Genomic DNA, 24,878 nt, shown 5'->3' on the forward strand with positions numbered 1-24,878 from the left:
TATGATTGGTGTTTTGTTAGCAAAGGGGATTGCTGATCTGTCCTTTGGAGGTGCGCTGCTTTGGTATGTCGTTAAATATATCGTCAGTGCTGCTCTTGCCGTCGCAGCGGTTATGTTGGGAATCCGCCTGCGCAAAAATAAAAACGCAAAGACAGAGCAGTTAGCAGTGGATAAGGAAAGTGCTCATGGAAATTGAGAAAAAATATCAGATCAAAGAAATGCCTTGTTTGGATGGAGCTATGACAAAGGAAATGGAGCAGGGGTATCTCTGCACGGATCCGGTAGTGCGTATCAGACGAAGCAATGACAAGTATATTTTGACCTGTAAATCCTTTGATGGAATGATTGGCGAAAGACGGGCGGATGTTCGTATGTGCCAGGAGTATGAGATAAACCTGCCGGAGGAAAGTTATAAGCATCTGCGCCAGAAGGTAGATGGCGGCTTGATCTCTAAGACACGGTATATTATTCCGTTAGCAGATGGACATATTGCGGAATTAGATGTATTTCATGGTCCCTTAGAGGGACTTCGTTTTGTTGAAGTGGAATTTCAGGATGAGGAAGATGCAGATCTGTTTGTTCCGCCGGAATGGTTTGGTCAAAATGTAAGTGGTGATAAACGTTATTCCAACAGTTTTTTGTCAACGCAGACAGGGCTGGAAGCGTTTTTGTAAATACAAAGTAAATCCGAATGAAGACAAAATAATGCGACTACAGGGAAATTCGGTTACTGCAATAAAAAATAATGGAGGCACATTATGTTTAAAATTTTGAAGAAAGAATACCTTGCCAATAATATCTGGCTTATGGATATTGAGGCACCAAGAGTGGCAAAACACTGTCAGCCGGGTCAGTTTGTCATTGTCAAGACCGATGAAAAAGGAGAGCGTATTCCGCTTACGGTATGTGATTATGACCGCGAGCAGGGAAGTGTTACGATTGTATTTCAGACAGTTGGAGCATCTACTACGGAGATGGCAAAGTATGAGGTTGGAGAATCCTTTATGGATTTTGTAGGACCGCTTGGATGTGCATCTGAGTTGATCAAGATGCCATTAGATGAGTTGAAAAAGGAGAAGATCCTTTTTGTATGTGGTGGTGTAGGTACTGCACCGGTATATCCACAGGTAAAATGGATGAAAGAACATGGTGTTGATGTCGATGTTATTATCGGCGCCCGCACAAAAGATATTATTATTTTGGAAAATGAGATGCGCAAAGTAGCTGCGAATCTTTATATTGCTACCGATGATGGTTCTTATGAGTTCAAAGGTAACGGCTGTGACAAGATCAATGATCTGATCGGACAGGGTAAGGAATATACGAGGTTGTAGCGATTGGACCGATGATCATGATGAAATTTGTATGTAAGCTTACAAAAGAGCTCGGTATCCCTACGATCGTCAGCATGAACCCGATTATGGTCGATGGAACAGGTATGTGTGGTGCGTGTCGTTTGAAAGTTGGCGATGAGATCAAATTTGCCTGTGTAGATGGACCTGAGTTTGATGGACATTTGGTTGACTTTGACCAGGCAATGCTGCGTCAGCGTATGTACAAGACAGAAGAAGGCAGAGCAATGTTGAAATTGCAGGAAGGTGATACCCATCACGGTGGATGTGGCCAGTGCCATTAATGATAGAACAAAATAGAATAAACACTTCGAATGGAGGATAACAATGGAAGTAGATGTAATGAAGAGAGTTCCTGTACGTGAGCAGGACCCGAAGGTACGTGCCAAGAACTTTGAAGAAGTATGTCTTGGATACAATAGAGAAGAGGCAACGGCAGAGGCATCTCGCTGCCTGCAGTGTAAAAATCCGCAGTGTGTGAAAGGCTGTCCGGTAAATATTGATATTCCGGGATTTATTGGCAAGCTCGTAGAGGGCAGTGTAGAAGATGCTTATCATGTGATCAGTAAGTACTCTGCACTTCCGGCTGTATGTGGTCGTGTATGTCCACAGGAGAGCCAGTGTGAGTCCAAATGTATCCGCGGAATCAAAGGTGATGCTGTTTCTATCGGTAAGCTAGAGCGCTATGTTGCAGATACAGCAAGAGAAGAAGGCATTAAGCCGGCACCTGCAGAGACGAAGAACGGCAAGAAAGTTGCAGTGATCGGTTCCGGACCTGCAGGACTTACCTGTGCAGGAGATCTTGCAAAGCTTGGTTACGATGTTACTATTTTTGAGGCGCTGCATAAGGCTGGTGGCGTATTATCTTATGGTATTCCGGAGTTCCGTCTGCCAAAGACAAAAGTAGTAGATAAGGAAGTAGAAAACGTACAGTCACTGGGCGTTAAGATTGAGACAAACGTTGTGATCGGTAAGGCAACAACAATAGATGAGTTATTAGAGGAGGAAGGATTCGATGCGGTATTCGTAGGATCCGGTGCAGGTCTTCCTAGATTTATGGGTATTCCGGGCGAGAATGCCAATGGCGTTTTCTCTGCCAATGAGTATTTGACCAGAAGTAACCTTATGAAAGCCTTTGACGAGAACTATGACACACCGATCATGCCGGCAAGAAAGTTGCTGTTGTTGGTGGTGGTAACGTAGCAATGGATGCAGCCAGAACTGCACTTCGTCTGGGGGCTGAAGTTCATATTGTATATCGACGCAGCGAAGAAGAACTTCCTGCACGTGTCGAGGAAGTGCATCATGCAAAGGAAGAGGGAATTATTTTTGATCTCCTCACAAATCCAACACAGATCTTTACCGATGAAGATGGTAACGTTTCCGGTATGGAATGCATCCGTATGGAGCTTGGTGAGCCGGATGAATCCGGAAGACGCAGACCGGTGGAGATTGCCGGATCTGAGTTTACGCTGGATGTAGATACCGTTATCATGTCTTTGGGAACCAGCCCAAATCCATTGATCTCTTCGACAACGAAGGGATTAGAGACAAACCGTCGTAAATGTATCGTTGCAGAGGAGCAGAATGGTCAGACATCAAAGGCAAAGGTATATGCCGGTGGTGATGCTGTTACCGGTGCTGCTACGGTTATTTTGGCAATGGGAGCCGGTAAAGCTGCTGCAAAGGGTATTCATGAATTCCTGAGCAAGTAATACGTATAAGTGAGTTTGCTGTCACGTAAGACCATGGACTGCAAATGGCGAGATCGTATTAACGAATAAACCGGATATCGGACTGTCGGAAGAGAGGACTCTTCCGGCGGTCTTTTTTACTTTAATTAATAACTGAAACTGCTGTTGTGTAGTGTGCGATCACCGCACAGAGTACTTGAAAGTACGAATTTATAGGGATTCTTCGGGATTTTAGGCAAAAAAATTGTGCATATTGTATGGTTTGAAAGAGCAAAAAAGACAAATTGCACAAAATCAGGGTTGTCAATTGTTGTATTATCTGATTTTCTTTGTGAGAATTGCTATTTATGAGCATTTTTATTAGTACATACGTCCATTGCCCGGATGATATCATTTTGGTACGATATTACTAGTCCAGTGAGTGAGAAACATACACAAGATTTCAGTTTGCTGGACTGGAAAATCCAATTGTCAGGCAGATCATCTGATTGACATTCTAAGTTTTTGAAGGGTCTTTTGTTCATAATCACATTGAGAGAGTAAAGCAGCTTTCATATAGTATTTCTATTCATGATTTATTTCAGAATAAGTTCCCATATCGGACAAATCTACCTTTTACTAAAACACGATTTCTTCCATCGCTGTGCAACAGGGCAAAAAGAGGGATGATAGCTGTAGACAGCATAGAAGAGAACCGGATTTTCAAATGGAGTCGTTCATTAGGTTTCTCGAGGTTATAAGCTTTGATAGGGTGGGAGTATCGGGAAACCTCAAATTCAGCACAGATGAAACGGGCTGTTATAGCTTGTTTTGTCGAGAGTACATCAAGCAAATAGGGTATGGAGGAGATTATAGGATGTATGATTTTGAAGAGTTTAAAAATGTTATGGAACAGATGGTAAAAGAAAAATTTTCGGAGGGATATCAAGTCGAACGGCATAAAGTGATCAAAAACAATCAACTTGAATTGGATAGTTTGGTAATATTGACAGAGGATACTAATGTATCACCACAGTTTTATATGCAGCAGCTCTATCCAAGATATGAACAGGGAGAGACGATGGAACAGTTAGTAGCTGACATTGTTTCGACCTATCACGAAACAGCCAAAAACAATCGGTTCGACAGTGAGAATCTTACATTGGAGGCGTGTCGGGAACAAATTATTTACCGAGTGGTATCTTTAGAGAAAAATGAAGAGCAGTTGGCGGAAGTTCCTTACATTCCATTTATGGATCTGGCAATCACTTTTCATTGTCTGATGGTGCAGGATGAACATGGAATTGCCTCTTTCCGGATCAGCCTTGATCTAATGCAGAAATGGGGATTGGATCATCAGACGTTGTTTACGATCGCACAAAACAATACGATGAAGCGTTTCCCGATTTCTATATGTCGTATGGAAACTATGTTATATGAGTTCTTTCAGCAGACAGATCATGAAAGCTCCTTGGATGATATTATGCAGACGGGGGATGAAAATATTTGGGGGAATCGAGCGTTTTGGGCAAAAAGTCGCGAAGGTGATCCATATGTTCTAACAAATTCGTCGAAGATTAATGGTGCGGCGGTTGTTTTGTATCCGCAATGCTTACAGCATATAGGAGAAAATATAGGAGGCAATTATTATTTGCTGCCTAGCAGCATCCATGAAATGATCATTATGCCGGAAAATGCAACAATGTCTCGGAAAGAATTGTGTGAGATGGTTACGGAGGTCAACGCGCAGTATGTTGAGCAGGATGAAGTATTATCGGATGCCGTTTATTATTATTCCTGTGTCAATAAAACATTGCAGATCTGCAACGGATAGCTTAATACATATCATTTATTAAGCGATATGAGGTTGTGAAAAAAAATTGAGGAATGGGAAGTTATTACAAGTTTGTACTAAGTAGCTATTTAAAAAGAGTTAGAAATTGTGTATAATAGGAAAAAGAGTTTTGCTTAAACAGCAAAGGAGTGGATTTTATGGATATGGTAAATAGTATTGCCGATATGTCGATCGCGATGGCAGGCAATCAGTTGATGACTAATGTCAGCACGGCAGTTCTTGATATGACGATGGATACCTATCAGGAACAGGCTGCGGAACTGACTAAAATGATGGAGACTTCTGTGACACCCCATTTAGGACAGCATATCGACATGACGATTTAAGAGGACAATGAAATGGAAACGAGACAGTCTTACGACTGGCTCGTTTCTTGATTACAAAAAAATGGAGTCTGTGGTAATTATGATGGAATGCTATAATGATATTGTGTTTGATCGTTTCGTGTGAGAAGAGTTTGTATGGGAGGATAGAATGATGAAAAAGAAGTTAAATATTAATTGGACAATAGTAGCAATTATATTGACGATAATCGGTGTTGGATATTTTATTTCATTGGTTCATGAGGTGAATGAGAAAGATCGTGAAAGAGAATATAATATACATCATTATTCCACAGGAAAGAGTTCATCAGGGAGTTATTCAACCGGTGGCAGCTCGTCAGGAACGTCGTCATATGGTAATAGTTCGACATCCGGCAGTAGTTCGACATCCGGGAGCAGTACATCCGGGAGTAGCTCGTCTGGCAGCAGTACATCCGGGAGCAGCTCATCAGGAAGCAGTTCATCCTATAACAGAAATTACAACAGTGGATCTTCGAGTAAATCTTTTGATGCGGATGACTATGATGTAGATGGTTATTATGAAGATAATAAATCGGATTATGATAATTACGATGATGCCTATGATGCTTTTGAAGATGACGAGGATTCGTGGGATGATTATTGATGCAAATGGAATAGAGAAGCTTACCAATATTAAAAGTACACCAGATCCGTGCCTTGACGGTTATATTCCCTTATGCTATAATATTTCTCGCTGATTAATTGCACCTGTAGCTCAGTGGATAGAGCAACGGTTTCCGGAACCGTGTGCCGGGGGTTCGAGTCCCTCCAGGTGCGTTTTGATATTTGAGGAAGGATGTGGGTATATGCCGCTGCGATATAAAAAGTTTATTTTAATCTTTACGCTGGCAGTTATGTTTATTGGGTTGGGAACATTTTCTTTGATGGCTCCGGATCTTAATTTTTCGTTGTCAGCCACGAAGAGTGATGAACAGAATATAGCGGATGCGATAAAAGGCAAGTCGGATAAAGATATTAAAGAAGAGATTACCGATCTTGTGAAAGAATATTTTGATGCCAGACAGAAAGTAGATATGGATGCCTTGGCAGATTGTGTGACCGATGTGGACAACATTGACGAGCGCAAGTTGGTGGCGGCAGCGGAATATATTGAAAAATATGAGAATATTTCCTGCACGATCAAGGAAGGCTATGAAACAGGAAGTTATCGTGTTTACGCCTATCATGAAGATAAATTATATGATATTGATACGAAGATTCCATCGCTTACGGCATTATACATCAAGATGCAGCCGGATGGAAGATTTATGTTGCATTTTGGGACCTTGTCCGGCAAAGAGCAGAAGAAGATTGAAAAGCTGGATGCCAGCAAAGACGTCAAGGCGTTGCAGGATTCGGTTAATAAGAAATTAGAGGAGCTTCAAAGTACAAATCAAGAAGTTCGTGATTTCTGCAATATGTTGAATGAGTCTTCGGGCGATGGACCGGAAAGCACGGCTAATATTGATGAAGAAGCCGGAAGTGCGAATGGAGCAACCCCGGTGCCAACCGCACAGGGGGCACAAACACAAGCACCGGCGGCGACACAGGCTCCGGCGGCGACACAGGCTCCGATGGCAACACAAGCACCGGCAGCGACGCAGGCACCAGCCGCTACACAGGCTGCACAGTAAATGAGGAAGTATAGGTAAGATAAGGTGATTCTTTTGAAGAGTCACCTTTTTCCATAAGGAAAGCAGGCAACACAGATGAGACTGCGTTTTGGGGTATACAGGCATGAAGCAGTAGGAAAGAAGTTCGCAGAGTTACTTTGCGGATGGAGAAAGGAATGTAACAATAGTATGGCAGACAATACGGGAGTAAGGATTAATAAATTTTTAAGTGAAGCGGGGGTATGCTCGAGGCGCGAGGCTGATCGAATGGTGGAGCAGGGGCGCATCACGATTGATGATAAGCCGGTAACAGCCGGTACGAGAGTGCATGACGGAGCTGTTGTGCGGGTAGATGGACGCCAAGTGACCAAAGAAGAGGAAGAGATTTTTCTGGCGTTTTATAAGCCCAAGGGGATCGTTTGCACGACAGCGCAGGAGGAAAATGGAGAACCGATCAAGAATGTTGTAGATTATATTGATTATCCAAAGCGAGTTTATCCTGTCGGCAGATTGGATCAGGCTTCGGAAGGGCTATTGCTTTTGACCAATCAAGGCGATGTAATGGAAAAAATTCTGCGCAGCCGTTACGGACATGAAAAAGAATATTTTGTCAAGGTAGATCGTCCAATCCGCGATGAAGATTTACGTAAACTTGCCGCCGGTGTTCCGATTTTGGACACTGTAACAAAACCGTGCAAAGTGTGGCGGGAAGATGCGGATAGTTTTCATATCATATTGACGCAGGGATTAAATCGTCAGATCCGACGAATGTGTGAATATTTGGATTATCGGGTAACGCATTTGCGGCGTGACCGCGTGATGAATATTACATTAAAAGGGTTGAAAAAAGGCCGTTATCGCAGCTTGACGCCAATGGAGATCCGCGTGCTTCGCAAAGAACTGGAGCGGTAACGTCAGCATTTTCAGAAAGAATGGGGAATGATATGGAAGAGAAGAGAGCTAGGATCTTAGAGTTAGTAGAGCAGTTAAATCACGCGGCGGCAGTGTATTATCAGGGTCGTGATGAGGTTATGAGTAACTACGAATACGACAAACAATACGATGAATTACAGGCATTAGAAAAGGAGACGGGGATTGTTTTGGCGGGTAGTCCGACGCAGCGTGTAGGTTATGAGGTGCTTAGTGAGCTGCCAAAAGAACAACATCCTTCGCCGATGCTTTCTTTGGACAAGACAAAGGATACAGAACAATTAGCGGCTTGGCTTGGTGAGCATCCGGGTCTGCTTTCGTGGAAAATGGATGGGCTTACTATCGTACTTACGTATCAGGAGGGAACCCTGCAAAAGGCAGTTACCCGCGGTAATGGTCAGGTAGGAGAAGTCATTACCGGTAATGCCCGTATGTTTGATAATGTACCGTTGCAGATCCCGTTTCAGGGAGAATTGGTACTGCGCGGAGAAGCGGTGATTACGTATTCCAGATTTCGGGAGATCAATGAATCCCTTCCGGTGGAAGAACAATATAAAAATCCGCGTAATTTGTGCAGCGGTTCTGTACGCCAGCTTGATAGCCGTGTTACCAAGAGCAGACATGTGAACTTTTTTGCTTTTTCGCTCGTGACGGCAGAAGGTGTTGATTTCGAAGATTCGCAGGAGAATAAATTCAAATTTTTGCAGGAACAGGGATTTACGGTTGTCGAATATGTTCGTGTTACCGGGGAGACATTGCCTGCAGCAGTGGCAGAATTTGCAGAAAAAATCGTCACCAATGATTTTCCGTCGGATGGCCTTGTACTTCTTATGGATGAGATCGCATACGGAGAGAGTTTGGGAAGAACCGCTAAATTTCCGCGAAATGCGATGGCTTTTAAGTGGGCAGATGAAATAGCCGAAACGGTGTTAGAGAAAGTGGAGTGGAGTGCCTCGAGAACGGGGTTGATCAATCCGGTTGCAGTGTTTGAGCCGGTGGAATTGGAAGGAACAACGGTAAGTCGTGCGAGTGTGCATAATGTCAGCATAGTTGAACAGCTTGCTTTGGGGGTTGGTGATCATATTCAGGTGTATAAAGCAAATATGATCATTCCACAGATCGCGGAAAATATGACACGAAGCGGGACGTTACCTATTCCGGAAGAATGTCCGGTGTGTCATAGTGCAACAGCCATTCATGAAGAAAATGGAGTGAAGGCTTTGTTTTGCGAAAATGCATCCTGTCCGGCTAAGAAGATCAAAAGTTTTTCACATTTTGTCAGCAGGGATGCGATGAATATTGACGGCATGTCAGAAGCAACGATCGAGAAATTGATGAATCAGGATATGATCCATGAACCTGCAGATCTGTTTCGATTAGATCGATATAAAGACCAGATCATTGCAATGGATGGGTTTGGCGAAAAATCTTACGAAAAAATGGTTCAGTCAGCGACAAGGGCGGCACATACGACGATCATTCGTTTTTTGTATAGTTTAGGCATTCCGAATGTAGGATTATCCAATGCCGGACTGATCTGTCGCTATTGCGCATATGATTTTGATCGTGTTTTGGCGGTTTCTGAAGAGGAGCTGACACAGATTGATGGCGTTGGTGCTGTGATCGCCAAAGCGGTAACAGATTATTTTGCGGTTGAGGCGAATCGACAAGTAGTGCAACATCTGTTACAATATATTACGCTCGAGAAAATTGCGGATGATAATGTATCGAAAGATATGGAGGGAATCACGTTTGTAATTACCGGATCCGTTGAGCGGTTCAAAAACCGCAAAGAGCTGAAAGAGCTGATTGAATCGCATGGCGGAAAGGTGACAGGCAGTGTCACTTCTAAGACGAACTATTTGATCAACAACGATGCGATGAGCAACTCGACAAAAAATAAAAAAGCAAGAGAGCTTGGAATACCGATTTTGACGGAGCAAGCGTTTATAGAACAATATCACTTGTCCTAGCAGAAAAGTGCAGATATGCAGAAATGAGGTTTTATTATGCCAATTAAAGTACAAAATAATCTTCCGGCGAAAAAGATCATGGAGCAGGAAAATATATTTATGATGGACGAAACGCGTGCAACGACGCAGAATATCCGTCCACTGTATATTGCTGTTCTCAATCTGATGCCACTAAAGGAAGATACGGAGGTTCAGCTGCTACGCAGTTTATCCAATACGCCATTGCAGATCGAGATTACATTTTTGACAACAGCATCGTATATTGGTAAAAATACGACGCTCAGTCATTTGAATGAGTTTTATAAGACCTACGATGATGTAAAAGAACGTAAATTTGACGGTTTGATCATTACGGGTGCTCCGGTGGAGCAGATGGAATATGAGGAAGTGCAGTATTGGGAAGAACTGAAGCAGATCATGGAATGGTCTAAGGCGAATGTGACGTCAACAATGCATATTTGTTGGGGGGCTCAGGCAGGACTGTATTATCATTATGGAATCAAGAAGCATCTGCTTCCGAAGAAAATAGTTGGTGTGTATGAACATCGGGTACACCATCGAAAAGCACCGCTTCTTCGCGGATTTGACGATGTATTTTATGCACCACATTCCCGTTATACCGGAGTTGATCATGAGGCGATTGCAGCGTGTGATACGCTAACTGTACTTGCAGACTCTGACAAGGTGGGAGAACTGTTATTAGTATCTGATGATGGTAAGCAGATCTTTGTGATGGGACATTTGGAATATGATCGTCTGACGTTGGATTACGAATACAAGCGTGACAGTAAAAAAGGCTTAAATCCTGATCTGCCGGAGAATTATTATCCGGATGACGATTCGTCACAAAGACCATTGCTTCGTTGGAGAGGTGCTTCCAATGCCTTGTTTTCTAACTGGGTCAATTACTACGTATACCAAAATACGCCTTATGAGTGGTCATAAATGTGAGTGCGTAGCCCCGTCATGGATTATTTGAAATTATGTGAGCAATTATTATGAAAAATGAAAACAAATTAAAATACGAAAAATATATTATGAATATATCCCTGATCGGAAGCGTTCTGTTTATGATCGCAGAAGGTGTTATGGCATTTTGGACGAGATCACATTCTATTTTGATGGACTGTATCTTTGATTTGACAGATCTGATCATGATCGGTCCGTTTTTATTACTGGTGCCATTGCTGTATAAGCCGGTAACAGAGCGCAGGCCATACGGTTTTGCCCAGGTGGAGTCATTGTTTGTCGTTATTAAGTACAGTGTGCTATTGGCGATCACGGTCCGACTGGTTTGGGATAACTTTTATGCAATATTGCATGGTGGTCGTGAAGTGGACGGCGGTAAGATTGCAGTGTTTGAGCTGATTGTTTGTGCGTGTTGTCTGATCGTTTATATGTTACTGCATTATTTTAGCAGACGTTATGCATCTATGACGATACAGGCAGAGATTTACATATGGAAGCTGGATGTGATCTCCAGTTTGGGTGTTTCTCTTGCATTTTTTGTAGAACAGTTTTTGCAAAAGACAACATGGAATCATCTGGCAGCTTATATTGATCCGATCGTTGCCATTATCATGTCGTGTTTGCTTTTAGTAGAGCCGGTCAAAATGATCATACACAATGTAAAAAGTCTGATATTGTTTGCACCGGATCAGGAAATCATGGATTCTATCCGGCAGATTGCAGAACATCACATGGATAAGATTCATTATGACATTGAATTTTTGGATGTGATACAGACAGGACGTAAAACTTGGGTTGAGATCTATCTGACCAGTCATAATCGCATTATCAATACCAAGATATTATTGCAGTTACGTAATGATATTCGTGCGGAGCTGCAGCAAGTATTTGACCAGGTATACGTTGAATTGATCCCAAGTTTGCCAGACGAATAGACTTGCGCAGAAACTAAAACTTCCCATACCGGAAGCTACTGCAAGAACCACATATTGCTTATTATGTCAAAGATTGCTAGGTGTTTTGCAGCTACAACATAGCGGCTTCTGTCGACAGAGAACTATAGTAATTGCCTTGCCGCTTTTTCGTTTTTGGTGATTTCTAGATTTTGTTGTCTCTGATGATTGATCTACATGCCCTTCGGAAACTCGAAGTCCCGGAAGCAAGGTAATCATCATTTTTGAAAGGGACTTTGCGCTCGTCGTTACTTATGTCTCGTATTGCAGAGACATTAGGTAACGTAACGTAGCGCATCGTAGCGAAAGCGTCCCGTCCAAAAATGGATGATACCTTGCTAAGCCGGGACATCTCAGACAATCCCTCGGGCATGTATTCATCAGAGACTTAACAAAATAAGAAATCACCCAAAAACTCTGCGTTCTGCGGCAATTATCTTAGTTCTCTGCCGGCAGAACAAGTTAGCTTATCGGCTGCAAAATACTATATTTATTGCTGACATAATAAGCAATATGTGGTTGCGTAAGATAATGAGGTGTGGGAAGTTTCAGTTTGTAAGTTCCGCCATCAGCTCCTGCACGGAGGTCATTCGATCAATTCTATCAACATTCGCACCCACAAATATCAGACCATGATCCAAATCTCCCTGCACTGCTGATATAAGTGCTTTGGTGATGCAGTACGGCACTTCAACAGGATTGCATTTAGCCAAACAATTGTAGCATTTTTTGATCTCTTCCCGCTGTCGGCTCACACGCTGAACAAATACATTGTTGAGCGCACGTCCCGGCATCCCAACCGGGCTCATGACAATAGTAATGTCCTCTGCTTTTGCATTAATATATGCCTGCTTATACGCATCCGAAGCATCACACTCCTCTGTTGCAACAAAACGCGATGCGATCTGAACACCATCAGCCCCGATTTCCAAAGCATGTTCTATATCTTTATGATCAAAAATGCCACCGGCAACTATAACCGGGATTTTACATGCAAATTCCTGTTCGTACTCTCGTACGACTTGAATAATATTTTTTATCTCCTGCTCATACTTTTCTGCCGTAATTGTCGCAATGTCCTCTTTTTTGAATCCAAGATGGCCTCCCGCCTTAGGACCTTCTATAACAATAAAGTCGGCTGTCCTGCAGTACTTCTTTTTCCACTGGCGAAGTATGATCTGCGCCGCTTTGACAGATGAAACGATCGGTGCGATCTTGCAGCCGGAATCCCCGACATATTCCGGTAACCGCATCGGTAATCCGGCTCCTGATATAATGACGTCTACTCCGGCATCAACTGCCGTTCGCACATGATCTTCATAGTGCTTCAATGCCACCATGATATTTATACCGACCGGCTTGTCCCCGGATATTTGCTTTGCCAGTGCGATATGCTTACGTATTGCTTTTTCATTCGCAAGTACTTGATCCGTTGCAAATTCCGGTTCATCGTATCCGATCTGTGCCGAGGAGATCACACCAAGGCCTCCACAGGCAGATACAGCACCTGCCAATCTGCCTCGACTGACTCCAACTCCCATACCTCCCTGAATAATTGGCTTCTCTAGCGTAATATCTCCTATACGTAATGATTTCATACTTCATTCCTTTCCGACATTTCGTCACTTCATATGCCATTGCGGCACCGTTTACTTCTGTATGTAGTATCGGATACTATATTACGTGTTTTTCTTTTCATCGTCAAGCTCCATTTTTCGAACAAGATATTCAAACTTCCCATACCCCACCGTTTTTCACAACCACATATCGCTTATTATGTCAGTAAATCAATGACTATTTTGCAGCCGACATAGTAAATTATCCTGCCATCAAAAAAACTAAAGCAATTCTTGGTGATGCCACGCTACACAACAGCAGTTTCCTATTAATTAAAAAAGGCAAGACACAAGCCTTGCCCCTTTACTTATCTGTTAGGAAATATCTTTATACTTTATGACATTCCATTTACTGTTTTGTATTTATATAACATCTCTGCATGATTCTGTTCCTCGACCTGAATATCTGCAAGCAGTTTACGAACTGAAGGTTCTCCAAAGCGAAACACATTTGTATTATACTCCGAAGAAACCATCTTTTCCGTACCGATACAATCAGTAACCAAGAAATTATCCGCCTGCTTATCCTCACTATCTCCGGCTGTACTATACGTTGCAGTTGGCGCATAGTCTTTTCCTCTGGAATCATTGCAGTCACAACATGGCACATCACCATTCAGTACCTGCCCCAGTGTATCATAATGTTTTTGTTCGAGCTGCTCGATCTCACCAAACAGATTTTTCAATTCCTCATCTTTTGCCTGCTCTTTGTAACGGCGGTACTTTTCCACACAATTCTTTTCCTGTGTCTGCAATTCTGTGATCACATCAATTTCATTTTGTTTTAAGATCATAATTCTCCTCGTTTCTGCTCTCAATAACCTACAGTTTCTATCTTTATTATGAACAGTTTATCAAGAATTATTCTCTTTGTTGATATGATCTGGCTACATTATAGGATTAGCTTGCCTCCGCATATTCGCGTAATTTCTGCCTTGCCTGTGACGACAAATGTTTCGGAACTTCAATTCCGATTTCAACATACTGATCCCCATGCACAGATGCATTCTTTTTGGATACAACACCTTTTCCTTTTAGTCGTATCTTTGTACCGCTCTGCGTTCCTTCCCGGATCTTACAGTCAACATCTCCGTATAGCGTGTGCACGCGGGCATTGCCCCCAAGCACTGCTGTCGTATATGGTACATTGACTTTCGTATAAATATCCAAGCCCTTACGCTCAAAACCCGGTTTTGTGCCGACAGATACCTGCAGATAAAGGTCACCTTTGGGTGCACCATAAACTCCCGGATGTCCCTCACCTTTTAAGCGAATGCGATTGCCATCGTCAATACCTGCCGGTATGTGCACATGCAGCGTTCTGCTCTGACCGCGCTCTCCATCCTGCAAAGTAATGACCTTGTCACATCCATACACTGCTTCGTCAAAAGTGATCGAAATGTGCGCCCTCGCATCCTGACCTGATTTCCGACCGGCATCTTCATAGGTGTCAAAAAAGCTCGATCTGCCATAATCGCCGCCCACATGCCATGATCCACCATCACCTGTATTCCAGGTTTTTCCATCGCTACTGTGCCACGATGTACCGTCACCAAAACCAAAGTGTCCGCTAAAACCGCCTTTGCCACCAAAAAGATTATCAAAAATATCACCATACATCCCCGATGCATCGCCACCGGAATAGTGAAATTCCGTGCCGCCGGTCGGATCAAAACCTTCCTCAAATGCTGCAGAACCAAATTGATCGTAAAGTTTCTTCTTTTCCTTATCACTTAACACATTGTAAGCTTCCGTAACTTCCTTAAATTTTTGCTCAGCATTCGGATCACCCTGATTCATATCCGGGTGATATTTCTTGGCCATTTTACGGTAGGCTCGCTTGATCGACGCATCATCCGCATCCCTTGATATCCCTAAGGTGTCATAATAATCCTGCTTCGTCTTCATTCACTCCACCTCCCTGTAGCCTTTCGTATGGGAAGTTTGCATTGATGATCAACCAATCGTAATAAACTTCTTGGTCTGCTCCTCCGGAATCTCTTCCTTTTTTGGCACCTGTAATGTCAAAACACCGTTTTCAAACTTCGCCTTAATATCTTCTTGTTTCATATTGTCACCAACATAAAAGCTGCGGTTGCAAGTTGCATGGAAACGTTCCTTCTGAACATACTTCTCTTTCTTGTCCGAAGTATTCTCCTCTGCTTTCTTAGCAGTTGCTGTAACTGTCAGATAACCATCCTTCAGCTCTGCACTGATATCTTCTCTGCAAAAGCCCGGCAGATCCATCTCTACCGTAAATCCTTCCTCGGACTCCTTGATATCCGTTTTCATTAATCCATTCGCTGAATAGCTCTTGGCGTAAGTTCTCTGTGGCATATCAAAAAGGTCATCCATAAAATCTCTACTAAAAATACTTGGCATTAACATAAGTCATCGCTCCTTCCAACTCTGTACAGACTATATAGTCTGTCACTACTGAAATACTCAGAAACTCTTCTAAGCATTTCCTTTTCCTTGTTCTGATTATGTTATACCACTATTATTAGCACTCGTCAATAGCGAGTGCTAATAAATTTTGTGAACATTCTGTGTTCTCTATGTTATACATTTTTCTTGCGAAAAATTTTCATCGATAGATCCCAATCTTTATACTGTCCATCCACCTTTAATTCGCCGTATGGATAAAGATCTAGCAATGGAAATCTGCATACCATCGGTATCAGGCGGTCGCTTGCACTTACGTGTGTCAAACGGATCAAATAACCGATCTGCGAATCTCTCTGTTTGAGCTTATTCTTTGCAATTGCGATCGTATAGCCTTCCCGCTTCACCTGATTTGGTGCGATCGTCTTATCATATAAAACCTCTTTATCGTCCAGTGCAAGCACTTGAATACGATACTCATCACCCGATTCGTTTGGTGCAAGATTCCAGAAATACAGTCGAATACGGTTCCAACGATTACGCCATTCCAACTGCCCTTGTTCAATCGTCTGTTCCAAAACTTTTGGATTCTTATGATACCGCCACCGAATCGGCTCTTCATCCTTTCCACGTTTGGAATTAAAATACGGAATCTCTACGTATGTTCTAGGATGACTAAGCTGGTTCGCCGCCGCAAAACTTCCGGCAAAGCAGAACAGACCAACCGCAAGCACCACCAATCTGGCAGCGTGCAGCCGCATTCCGTTGAAATGTGCTTTAAGCCACGCATCCCCTTTGTTAAAAACAGTATTCGTAAATCCATCAGCCCCTTCTGCCATTAGTAAAAGGCACACTCCGGTAAAGCATATATTGTATCGCTTGCCGGCTTCCCACAGCATAAAAAACATAACTGCGCCCGCAAACGTAAGCGTATACATTGCCCCCGGTGCTGCTTCTCTCTGCAGAAACTGTCTGCACATTGCGCACAACATCAAAAATAACATCGCAATACGAAAGGCCTGCATATAGATCATAAACCATGCATTTTGCTTTCCTGCAAAATAACAAAAGAACGGTGGATATTGATATGCATACTGCGCATTCGTTATTCCATCATCATCGCCCATTGCCCATACACGCATCATTTTATTGCCAAAATGCTTGGCAAGACCAACCGGACCCATCTTTTTGACACGTTGTTTCAAGCGAGCGATATCTGCTTTCCGCTTTTGTTCCTTGGTCGGGAACGAAGAGGTGTATCTCCGGTCGTTACGATTAAAACCGCCCTTGCTCTTTTCATTCATTCCCATCATGACCCAGTGTACAACAGGAAACTGCTGGTTAAACTTCTTCGCATCAACATGCTTTGCTACCAAATTGCTGCTGGAAAATAACACTGCCATACTCACGCAGACAACGAGTCCGACACGAACTGCACCCTCCAATACCCTTTGTCTGCTATGCTGCTGTTCTTCCGAAGCATTCTCCGTTTCCATTGTCTCTGATGCCCTTAAAGCACGGCGATTCTGCCAGCCTGCGACGAGACGCAACGCCAAATATAACCCCAGCGCAATGATTGGAATGATCGTTGTCGGACGCACACGGTAACCAACCGCCATAACGACTGCCAATAACACATCGTGTACCGCCATCCGCCATCTTTTTGCCGGCTTGTCAATGAGTCCCAGATACAAAACACCCATAATAAAAGGAAAAGATAACGTATTGGTATACACAGAAGTCAGCCATAAATAGGTTGTCGGGCACAAGAAAAATAATACTAATGCAAAGTTTGCCGTACCGATCCCGCGCATTTTTTTTACAGACAGGAACGTCAGTAAAATGCCCAGATCAATTGCCAAAACATTTAGCACTACCGTAGGCACCCATACCTTTGTAATGCCAACATCCGTCAAAAATTTATAAAAGTAATAAAAGCAAATGGTAATAAAATGATTGTTGCCATAATTCTGCATATAAGAATTCGTTGGATCCATCTGACCGTGATGATATTTTAACATGGCAAGTGCCTCGTTCTGAACACGTGCCGGATCTGCGATCGTCATTGGTCTGGATACCAATAATAAGAATGCGATCTGCGCCAAACCGATCAATAAAAACAGGAATACGGAAAATTTACGTCTCGTTGTCTGCAGCTTGTCCTTCCCATAAACACATAACATTACTATACAAGCCGCCATAAATAGTGTAATTGCAACTGTCATTCCATTTTGCAGTAATTCCTTTTTGTACAGTGTAATACCTCTGCAAGATAGCGCCAATATTACACCACACAAAAAAATACTAATGCTCAAAGCAACACAATATGCCCCTCTTAATATACCCTTCATTATCCTCTCCTCATTGTCCCTCAAATTTATAGTTCCCTCTCATCTGATATTCCGTGAACATCAAATCATGTACCTTGTAGCAGGAAGTCCCTCTAATTCCTGCTACGATATTTATTATACATATTTTTAAGAAGAGAATATGAACAAATTCTTAAGAAATTCTTAAGATGAAATTTTAGTTACTCAAACTTCCCATACCTCAAATTCTCCACAACCACATATTGCTTATTATGTCAATGACTATATAGCATTTTGCAGGTTATAACATCACGGGAATATTCCTTTCATGTTTCTGCGAAAATAAGCTTGCGCAGTGCCACAATATAGGCCGCCATGCGCACCGTACATTTACACTCTTCTACGACATCCATGATTGCAGTAAAGGATTTCGTCATCAGTGATGCTAACATTTCATTTACCTGATTACGCTCCCAGGTTAATTCCTGGATATTCTGTACCCACTCGAAATAAGATACGATCACGCCACCACTATTTGCAAAAATATCCGGTACAACCGTGATGCCACGCTTCTCTAATATTTTATCTGCCTCTTCCGTGGTTGGTCCATTCGCAGCCTCTACAATGTATTTACAGCGCAGCTCAGAGGCATTGTCTGCCGTGATCTGATTCTCCAGTGCTGCCGGAACAAGCACATCACATTCACAAGTAAGAACTTCTGCATTGCTGATATGACTGACACCATCCGCCTCGTAATCTTTGAGCAGTTTACCGGTAGATTCCAAAAAGGTGCAGATCGTGTCAATATCCAACCCTTCCTCACAATACAAGCCGCCTGACACATCACTGATCGCAATCACTTTCGCATCGCGATGATAAAAAATCTTTGCCGCATTACTTCCGACATTACCCATTCCCTGAATGGCAACCTTTGTTCCGGCAAGCTCTTTATTTTCTTTGGCAAGCAGCAATTTTGTACTGATCACTACACCACGGCCGGTTGCTGAATTTCTCCCTCGTGAACCGCCGAGTTCTACAGGTTTACCTGTAACCACACCCGGGCAAGGCTTTCCGTTTAACTGACTGTAGGTGTCCAACACCCATGCCATCGTCTGTGCATTGGTATTGACATCCGGTGCCGGAATATCTGTATCCGCACCAATGATCGGCGCAATAGCAAAGGTATATCTTCGTGTCAGATTGCGCAGTTCACGTTCCGATAACGTAGACGGATCTACCTTGATGCCACCTTTCGCCCCGCCGTAAGGAATATTGGCTACCGCGCATTTTAAGGACATCCAAGTTGCTAACGCTTTCACTTCCGATAACGTGCAGTCCTGATGGTAACGAATACCTCCCTTAAAAGGACCACGAATATTAGAATGCTGTACACGATATCCTTCAAACACTTTGATCGTGCCATCATCCATTTCAACCGGCAAATATACTTTTGTTTCTCTCTGTGGATTTTTAATGATTTCAAACATTTTTTTATCGATGTGTCCGACTTCCATCGCTTCCGTCATGACATCAATAACATTCTCATATGGATCGTATGCTTTTGACATGGGCTCTCTCCTTTGGTGCTAAAATAATTGTGTCATTCCCCAGGGTTCGTAAGCTTACATACAAGAGAAAAGAAACCAAATAGCTTTGATCCTGTTTCTTTGCTCTTGCATGAACGCATCATATTCCTATCTTCACCAAAGGTCAATACTTCCCATGAAAGTCCGTTCCATTTAATTTTTTTAATCATTTACAGCTAATTTTAAGAAGTCAGTATCATTTTTAATTAATAATATAAAGTATTTTGTATCATGCACGCTTTCAAATCTTTGCGGTGCTCAATGCACTTAGCAAACTCCCGCATTTAGTCATCATACTCCTCCAGGAAAGAATGTTTGACGCCATCTTTTTTGTATGCAATGACCGTAGAAAGATTTACATTTTCAATACTCTTAAAAATATTACCTTCCACATATGGATTCACCTGTTTCAATCGTTTGATCAGTTCCTTGATCTCAACACGCTTAGACTGATTTTCCTCATTATTACAAGTTGTACAGGTGTCGGTAAACTTGCAGGCGCACTGGATAAAGTGCAGATCATTATAATCGCGCCAAGCTTTAATATCATCCTCACGCACCAAATATAACGGACGGATCAGTTCCATCCCCTCGAAATTCGTGCTGTGCAGTTTCGGCATCATCGTCTGGATCTGCGCTCCGTACAGCATTCCCATCAAAATCGTCTCGATCACATCATCATAATGATGACCAAGCGCAATCTTGTTACATCCCATACTTTTGGCATACGTGTACAAATGTCCACGCCGCATACGTGCACACAAATAACATGGTGATTTTTCCACATGGTATACAGATTCAAAAATATCCGATTCAAAAATCTCGATCGGGATCTGCAGTCTTTTGGCATTCTCCTCGATCACCTGGCGATTCGCCGGGCTGTAACCCGGATCCATCACGAGAAATTTAACCTCAAAATCAAACTTATTGTGACGTTTTAACTCCTGAAAACACTTTGCCATAAGCATAGAGTCTTTTCCCCCGGAAATGCACACCGCTATCCGATCTCCCGGTTTGACAAGCTCATATGTGTTGATCGCTTTGGCAAATTTGGACCAGATTGTTTTCTTAAACTTCTTACGCAGGCTTTGTTCTGCTTCTGCTGCCACATCTTTTTCTTCCGGTGCGCTCATAAAATCCATAAGCCACGCCACATAGCCACCTTCCAGACTAACGGCATCGATTCCCTTCTCACGAAGCTTGTCGGCTGCTTCGACGCTAAATTTACCTCTGCTGCAACAAATTACCAACTTCTTGGACGGGTCTACTTCTTCACAAGATAATATGTCTTCCTGAGGTGCTGCGATTGCTCCCGGAATGGCACCATGAGCAATACTTTCTGCATCACGTATATCGATCAACTGATACGAATCCTTAGGAAGCTCCTTTACTTCTTCTATAGTAATACTGTTCATTTTGCACTCCTTATCTCTCACCTGCTTACTGAATCGTCTCTCTCGGTACGCTTAAGTCCTTGATCACTTCACCCGCTAAGATCAAACCGGCAACTGATGGCACATACGCCACACTTCCCGGAATATCGCGTCTCTCCGTGCACTTATGCTGTGCTCCCGGCGGACAAATACAGTGATTACGGCAACTGATCGCCATATCTTCCATTGGTCTTGTAGGTTTCTCCTCGGAATATACGACTTTCAGCTTTTTGATCCCACGCTTCTTTAATTCCCGGCGCATAACACGCGCCAAAGGACATACTTTCGTTTTATAGATATCGGCAACTCGAAAAGCACTGGCATCCAATTTATTGCCGGCCCCCATACTGCTAATAACCGGGACATGCTTCTCTTCCGCTTTCATAATGAGCGTGATCTTTGCAGTCACCGTGTCGACCGCATCCACAATATAATCATACTCTTCAAAAGGAAATTCGTCTGCATTTTCCGGCAGAAAAAAACACTTGTGCGTGCGCACCTGTGCATCCGGATTGATCGACAAAATGCGATCCTTCATTACATCCACCTTATACTGCCCGACTGTATTTCGCGTTGCAATAATCTGTCGATTGAGATTGGTCAGGCACACCTTGTCATCATCGATCAGATCAAAGGCACCTACTCCACTTCGTACTAATGCCTCACAAACATAGCCACCTACTCCCCCAACGCCAAACACAGCCACACGCGACTGCTTTAATTTTTCCATCGTTTCTTTGCCAAGCAACAGCTCGGTTCTCGAAAATTGTGTCAGCATACTAAATCTCCATTCTGCAAATGCTTTATATGAAAACGATTGCAAATAAATAATCCAATAGGATTCTTCCTTAAAACGCACTCGGCAACAATATACTCTCATTTCCCCGTGTTGTCAAAAAACTATTTCCATTTCGTGTCATTTCATGTAAAATATTCGCTGTACTATTTCGTGTCGTGATAAGAATCACCATTTAAATAGCCTGCAAATAAAAAGTCAAGGCTAAATTGCAGAAAGGAGTATCGTATTTTGAAAAAATTACTATGTACCATATTAAGCCTAACATTACTATTAACAGGCTGTACTATCGGAAACGGCAATATCCGTATCGGTGCTGCCGGAATTGGAGGTATGTACTATACGTTTGCCAATACATTAGCAGGCCTATGCACCAAAGAGGATACCGGTTTCGAACTTGAAGTAAAAAAGACCGCAGGATCTGCCGCTAATCTGCGTCTCCTATCCAGCAATTACATCGAACTTGGTATTGCACAGGCAGATCTGATCGACGCGGCATATCAGGGCACCGGCGTTTTTACCGGCAAAAAATACCAAAACTTCAAAGCAGTCGCAAGCCTGTATCCGGAAGCATGCCAAATTGTTGTGCGTAAGGATTCCGATATCGAAACCATTGATGATCTGCAAGGCAAAAAGGTCAGCGTTGGCGAGGAAGAATCCGGAAGTGAACTAAACGCCAGACAAATATTAGAAATGTCCGGACTGCCGGAAGATCTGATCAAGACGAAGCATTTAGATTATACCGATGCTGCCGACAAATTAGCAGCGGGAAAGATTGATGCATTTTTCTTCACCGCCGGGGCACAAACTACTGTTGTAGAAGAGTTGGCAAAGCACTGTGATATCCGATTGTTAAATTTGGACGATAAACTACGCGGCAAACTTACCACTGCCTATCCATTTTATTCCGATTATACCATTCCCGCCGGCACTTATACCGGGCAGGAAGAGGATATCCAGACTGTTTGCGTACAATCCATATTGGTCGCCAGTGATGCACTCGACAACGCCACCGTCAAAAAACTGACAAAAACAATCTTTGCCCATCAAAAAGGATTACAATATGCTACGTCCGTTGACCTTCAGTTAAATGAGAGTTCTGCGATCAAAGGAGTCCCGATTCCTTTTCATCCAGGCGCTGCTGCCTATTATTCCGAACGAGGAATCAACGTGAAAACGGAATAAACCTCTGAAAATGGATCTGAGATCCATTTTCAGAGGCAAGATAACTCCTTCAACACATTCTCATATTAGAATGCACATTTTTAGAAAGGCATTTATTTATTATGATAAAAATAGAACTTGATATGTATCAGACACTGGCGGTCGCCGTCTTAGTACTGATGCTTGGCGCCTACCTCAAATCCAAAATATATTTCTTAGAAAAATTTTGTATTCCGGCACCTGTCATTGGCGGACTGTTATTCGCCATCTTTACCTGTATCTGTTATACCACCGGAGTGGCAGAATTTTCATTCGATGATATTTTGCGCGAAGTATGCATGGTATTTTTCTTTACTTCCGTAGGATTTCAGGCGAATCTCAAGGTGCTGCGCAGTGGCGGAAAATCGTTGATCCTATTCTTGTTTCTCGTCATTGCCTTGATCGTATCTCAAAATCTGCTTGCTGTTGGTATAGCTAAGCTGCTTGGCTTAAGCCCTCTGGTCGGTATGTGCACCGGTTCCATCCCGATGGTCGGCGGTCATGGTACCGCAGGCGCTTTCGGTCCTGTCTTAGAAGACTTTAACATCAAAGGAGCAACCACGATCTGTACCGCTGCAGCTACGTTTGGATTGATCTCCGGCAGTTTGGTCGGTGGGCCGCTTGGCAAACGATTGATCGAAAAACGCGGCTTATTGGATACTGCCATTCCGGAGGATGACACATTGTTGGTCGAAGATGAAAAGAAGCATGAACGACATACCAACATGTACGCCGCCGCGGTCTTTCAGCTCATCTTAGCCATCGGACTCGGCACCATTTTTTCTTGGTTACTGACAAAGACCGGCATGACGTTTCCAATATATATCGGAGCCATGATCGCTGCTGCGCTTTTTCGCAACATTGGCGAATATAGCGGTAAATTTACTATTCATATGGGTGAGATCAACGACTTGGGCGGAATCTCCTTGTCGCTGTTTTTGGGCATTGCCATGATCACCTTAAAGTTATGGCAGCTCGCATCCCTTGCGCTTCCACTATTTATTCTTCTGGCGGTGCAGGTGCTTCTGATCTGCTGTTTTACCTACTTCCTACTATTTAATATCATGGGAAGAGACTATGATGCAGCGGTGCTGGTAGCCGGAACGTGTGGTTTTGGTATGGGTGCAACACCAAATGCAATGGCCAATATGCAGGCGATCTGCGAAAAATACACCACTTCGGTAAAAGCTTATCTGCTGATTCCGCTCGTCGGCAGTTTATTTGCAGATTTTATTAACAGTTTGGTCATCACATTTTTCATCAACCTAATTTAGGGATACTATCAAACATTGATACTTTGACGATTATTAGACATGCGCAGTGTCAAAACCGCAGAAAGAGAGGGAGCTATGTTTCATAAGAATCGAACCCGAAAGAAGGACAGCAAGCCAAAAGAAGCAGGCTATAAATTAACCTATGACAATCTGGCCATTCCAGAGGTACACACACACGAACAACCGGAGATCATGGATTCGACAGAGGAGCCGGGCGACGTCACTTATGACAGCGTTGCGATTCCGGAAGTTCATATCCGCAAAAAAGGCACGAAACCTGCCGATCAGTAAATAACGATATTACTAAAACTTCCCATACCGGAAGTTATTGTCCAAACCACATATTGCTTATTATGTCAATGGTTTAATTATATTTTGCAACTGCTATATAGTGAATACTGCCATCAAAAACTATAGCAATTGCCTTGCCGCAATTAGTTTTCACAGTGATTTCTAAATTTTGTTGTCTCTGATGTATGATTTACATGCCTTTCGGAAACTCGAAGTCCCGGAAGCAAGGTATTCATCATTTTTGAAAGGGACTTTGCGCTCGTCGTTACTTATGTCTCGTATTTCAGAGACATTAAGTAACGTGACGTAGCGCATCGTAGCGA

At 42.9% G+C, this 24,878-nt stretch carries 21 protein-coding genes, 1 tRNA gene and 2 pseudogenes; 16 read left to right on the forward strand and 8 right to left on the reverse strand.

The window, feature by feature from the left end; genetic code table 11:
• Position 1 precedes the first annotated feature (1 nt).
• From DW981_RS01325 to DW981_RS01385, 13 genes and pseudogenes are all read left to right on the forward strand, one after another.
• On the forward strand, positions 2-196 hold the full coding sequence (locus DW981_RS01325; protein ID WP_022025187.1) for a hypothetical protein: 195 nt from the start codon (positions 2-4) through the stop codon (positions 194-196).
• Positions 186-674, forward strand: coding sequence for a CYTH domain-containing protein (locus DW981_RS01330; protein ID WP_118506499.1), 489 nt, complete (start codon positions 186-188; stop codon positions 672-674). The genes DW981_RS01325 and DW981_RS01330 overlap by 11 nt, the downstream gene beginning before the upstream one ends.
• Positions 675-758: 84 nt before the next feature.
• Positions 759-1,636, forward strand: a pseudogene (locus tag DW981_RS01335) (sulfide/dihydroorotate dehydrogenase-like FAD/NAD-binding protein).
• Between the two features lie 43 nt (positions 1,637-1,679).
• Positions 1,680-3,067 (forward strand): annotated as a pseudogene (gltA, locus tag DW981_RS01340) (NADPH-dependent glutamate synthase).
• Between the two features lie 835 nt (positions 3,068-3,902).
• On the forward strand, positions 3,903-4,859 hold the full coding sequence (locus DW981_RS01345; RefSeq protein ID WP_118506500.1) for a DUF5688 family protein: 957 nt from the start codon (positions 3,903-3,905) through the stop codon (positions 4,857-4,859).
• A 158-nt stretch (positions 4,860-5,017) separates the two neighbouring features.
• A complete protein-coding gene (locus DW981_RS01350) occupies positions 5,018-5,206 on the forward strand; it encodes a YjfB family protein (RefSeq protein WP_118506501.1) in 189 nt (62 codons plus the stop codon).
• A gap of 148 nt (positions 5,207-5,354) precedes the next feature.
• A complete protein-coding gene (locus DW981_RS14935) occupies positions 5,355-5,828 on the forward strand; it encodes a hypothetical protein (protein WP_182434066.1) in 474 nt (157 codons plus the stop codon).
• 100 nt (positions 5,829-5,928) lie between these two features.
• A tRNA-Arg gene (locus tag DW981_RS01360) sits at positions 5,929-6,001 on the forward strand.
• Between the two features lie 29 nt (positions 6,002-6,030).
• Positions 6,031-6,858 (forward strand): hypothetical protein, encoded by an 828-nt coding sequence (locus DW981_RS01365; RefSeq protein WP_118506502.1) that lies wholly within the window; start codon positions 6,031-6,033, stop codon positions 6,856-6,858.
• A 75-nt stretch (positions 6,859-6,933) separates the two neighbouring features.
• Entirely contained in the window at positions 6,934-7,749 is an 816-nt protein-coding gene (locus DW981_RS01370; protein WP_022025180.1) for a pseudouridine synthase, read from the forward strand.
• Positions 7,750-7,781: 32 nt separating this feature from the next.
• The gene (gene ligA, locus DW981_RS01375; RefSeq protein WP_118506503.1) at positions 7,782-9,740 is read left to right on the forward strand and encodes an NAD-dependent DNA ligase LigA; all 1,959 of its coding nucleotides are present in this window, start codon (positions 7,782-7,784) and stop codon (positions 9,738-9,740) included.
• A 36-nt stretch (positions 9,741-9,776) separates the two neighbouring features.
• Positions 9,777-10,685, forward strand: a complete 909-nt coding sequence (metA, locus tag DW981_RS01380) for a homoserine O-succinyltransferase (protein ID WP_022025178.1) — start codon at positions 9,777-9,779, stop codon at positions 10,683-10,685.
• 53 nt (positions 10,686-10,738) lie between these two features.
• Complete coding sequence (locus tag DW981_RS01385) at positions 10,739-11,644, forward strand: cation diffusion facilitator family transporter (RefSeq protein WP_022025177.1); 906 nt, start codon at positions 10,739-10,741, stop codon at positions 11,642-11,644.
• 566 nt (positions 11,645-12,210) lie between these two features.
• On the opposite strand, the gene DW981_RS01390 is transcribed toward DW981_RS01385, so the two are convergent.
• The 8 genes from DW981_RS01390 to DW981_RS01425 all read right to left on the reverse strand — a co-directional run bounded on the left by DW981_RS01390 (position 12,211) and on the right by DW981_RS01425 (position 21,769).
• A complete protein-coding gene (locus DW981_RS01390; RefSeq protein ID WP_118506504.1) occupies positions 12,211-13,260 on the reverse strand; it encodes a nitronate monooxygenase in 1,050 nt (349 codons plus the stop codon).
• Positions 13,261-13,613: 353 nt separating this feature from the next.
• Positions 13,614-14,072, reverse strand: coding sequence for a ferritin-like domain-containing protein (locus DW981_RS01395; protein ID WP_022025923.1), 459 nt, complete (start codon positions 14,070-14,072; stop codon positions 13,614-13,616).
• A 106-nt stretch (positions 14,073-14,178) separates the two neighbouring features.
• On the reverse strand, positions 14,179-15,186 hold the full coding sequence (locus DW981_RS01400; RefSeq protein WP_022025924.1) for a DnaJ C-terminal domain-containing protein: 1,008 nt from the start codon (positions 15,184-15,186) through the stop codon (positions 14,179-14,181).
• A 48-nt stretch (positions 15,187-15,234) separates the two neighbouring features.
• Complete coding sequence (locus DW981_RS01405; protein ID WP_022025925.1) at positions 15,235-15,666, reverse strand: Hsp20/alpha crystallin family protein; 432 nt, start codon at positions 15,664-15,666, stop codon at positions 15,235-15,237.
• A gap of 173 nt (positions 15,667-15,839) precedes the next feature.
• Positions 15,840-18,014 (reverse strand): hypothetical protein, encoded by a 2,175-nt coding sequence (locus DW981_RS01410; protein WP_118506505.1) that lies wholly within the window; start codon positions 18,012-18,014, stop codon positions 15,840-15,842.
• A 284-nt stretch (positions 18,015-18,298) separates the two neighbouring features.
• A complete protein-coding gene (locus DW981_RS01415; protein WP_118506506.1) occupies positions 18,299-19,540 on the reverse strand; it encodes a Glu/Leu/Phe/Val dehydrogenase in 1,242 nt (413 codons plus the stop codon).
• 302 nt (positions 19,541-19,842) lie between these two features.
• Positions 19,843-20,973, reverse strand: a complete 1,131-nt coding sequence (locus tag DW981_RS01420) for an ATP-binding protein (RefSeq protein WP_118506507.1) — start codon at positions 20,971-20,973, stop codon at positions 19,843-19,845.
• Between the two features lie 25 nt (positions 20,974-20,998).
• Positions 20,999-21,769 carry a tRNA threonylcarbamoyladenosine dehydratase gene (locus tag DW981_RS01425; protein ID WP_022025930.1) on the reverse strand — a complete coding sequence of 257 codons (771 nt, stop codon included), beginning with the start codon at positions 21,767-21,769 and terminating at the stop codon, positions 20,999-21,001.
• Between the two features lie 249 nt (positions 21,770-22,018).
• Here DW981_RS01425 and DW981_RS01430 point away from each other — a divergent pair, with 249 nt between their 5' ends.
• From DW981_RS01430 to DW981_RS01440, 3 genes are all read left to right on the forward strand, one after another.
• On the forward strand, positions 22,019-22,972 hold the full coding sequence (locus tag DW981_RS01430) for a TAXI family TRAP transporter solute-binding subunit (protein ID WP_118506508.1): 954 nt from the start codon (positions 22,019-22,021) through the stop codon (positions 22,970-22,972).
• Between the two features lie 104 nt (positions 22,973-23,076).
• Positions 23,077-24,264, forward strand: coding sequence for a sodium/glutamate symporter (gene gltS / locus DW981_RS01435; RefSeq protein WP_118506516.1), 1,188 nt, complete (start codon positions 23,077-23,079; stop codon positions 24,262-24,264).
• A gap of 75 nt (positions 24,265-24,339) precedes the next feature.
• Complete coding sequence (locus tag DW981_RS01440; RefSeq protein WP_022025933.1) at positions 24,340-24,555, forward strand: hypothetical protein; 216 nt, start codon at positions 24,340-24,342, stop codon at positions 24,553-24,555.
• Positions 24,556-24,878 lie beyond the last annotated feature (323 nt).

Origin of the sequence: Clostridium sp. AM49-4BH, assembly GCF_003478335.1 — a bacterium.
Lineage (GTDB): Bacteria > Bacillota > Clostridia > Lachnospirales > Lachnospiraceae > Butyribacter.

Coding starts and splice junctions, on each gene's coding strand:
- DW981_RS01420 (WP_118506507.1), bottom strand. CDS start 20,973: ATGAACAGTATTACTATAGAAGAAGTAAAGGAGCTTCCTAAGGATTCG.
- DW981_RS01325 (WP_022025187.1), top strand. CDS start 2: ATGATTGGTGTTTTGTTAGCAAAGGGGATTGCTGATCTGTCCTTTGGA.
- DW981_RS01370 (WP_022025180.1), top strand. CDS start 6,934: ATGAGACTGCGTTTTGGGGTATACAGGCATGAAGCAGTAGGAAAGAAG.
- DW981_RS01440 (WP_022025933.1), top strand. CDS start 24,340: ATGTTTCATAAGAATCGAACCCGAAAGAAGGACAGCAAGCCAAAAGAA.
- ligA (WP_118506503.1), top strand. CDS start 7,782: ATGGAAGAGAAGAGAGCTAGGATCTTAGAGTTAGTAGAGCAGTTAAAT.
- DW981_RS01425 (WP_022025930.1), bottom strand. CDS start 21,769: ATGCTGACACAATTTTCGAGAACCGAGCTGTTGCTTGGCAAAGAAACG.
- DW981_RS01330 (WP_118506499.1), top strand. CDS start 186: ATGGAAATTGAGAAAAAATATCAGATCAAAGAAATGCCTTGTTTGGAT.
- DW981_RS01345 (WP_118506500.1), top strand. CDS start 3,903: ATGTATGATTTTGAAGAGTTTAAAAATGTTATGGAACAGATGGTAAAA.
- DW981_RS01350 (WP_118506501.1), top strand. CDS start 5,018: ATGGATATGGTAAATAGTATTGCCGATATGTCGATCGCGATGGCAGGC.
- DW981_RS01410 (WP_118506505.1), bottom strand. CDS start 18,014: ATGAAGGGTATATTAAGAGGGGCATATTGTGTTGCTTTGAGCATTAGT.
- DW981_RS14935 (WP_182434066.1), top strand. CDS start 5,355: ATGATGAAAAAGAAGTTAAATATTAATTGGACAATAGTAGCAATTATA.
- DW981_RS01385 (WP_022025177.1), top strand. CDS start 10,739: ATGAAAAATGAAAACAAATTAAAATACGAAAAATATATTATGAATATA.
- DW981_RS01415 (WP_118506506.1), bottom strand. CDS start 19,540: ATGTCAAAAGCATACGATCCATATGAGAATGTTATTGATGTCATGACG.
- DW981_RS01390 (WP_118506504.1), bottom strand. CDS start 13,260: ATGAAATCATTACGTATAGGAGATATTACGCTAGAGAAGCCAATTATT.
- DW981_RS01400 (WP_022025924.1), bottom strand. CDS start 15,186: ATGAAGACGAAGCAGGATTATTATGACACCTTAGGGATATCAAGGGAT.
- metA (WP_022025178.1), top strand. CDS start 9,777: ATGCCAATTAAAGTACAAAATAATCTTCCGGCGAAAAAGATCATGGAG.
- DW981_RS01395 (WP_022025923.1), bottom strand. CDS start 14,072: ATGATCTTAAAACAAAATGAAATTGATGTGATCACAGAATTGCAGACA.
- DW981_RS01365 (WP_118506502.1), top strand. CDS start 6,031: ATGCCGCTGCGATATAAAAAGTTTATTTTAATCTTTACGCTGGCAGTT.
- DW981_RS01405 (WP_022025925.1), bottom strand. CDS start 15,666: ATGTTAATGCCAAGTATTTTTAGTAGAGATTTTATGGATGACCTTTTT.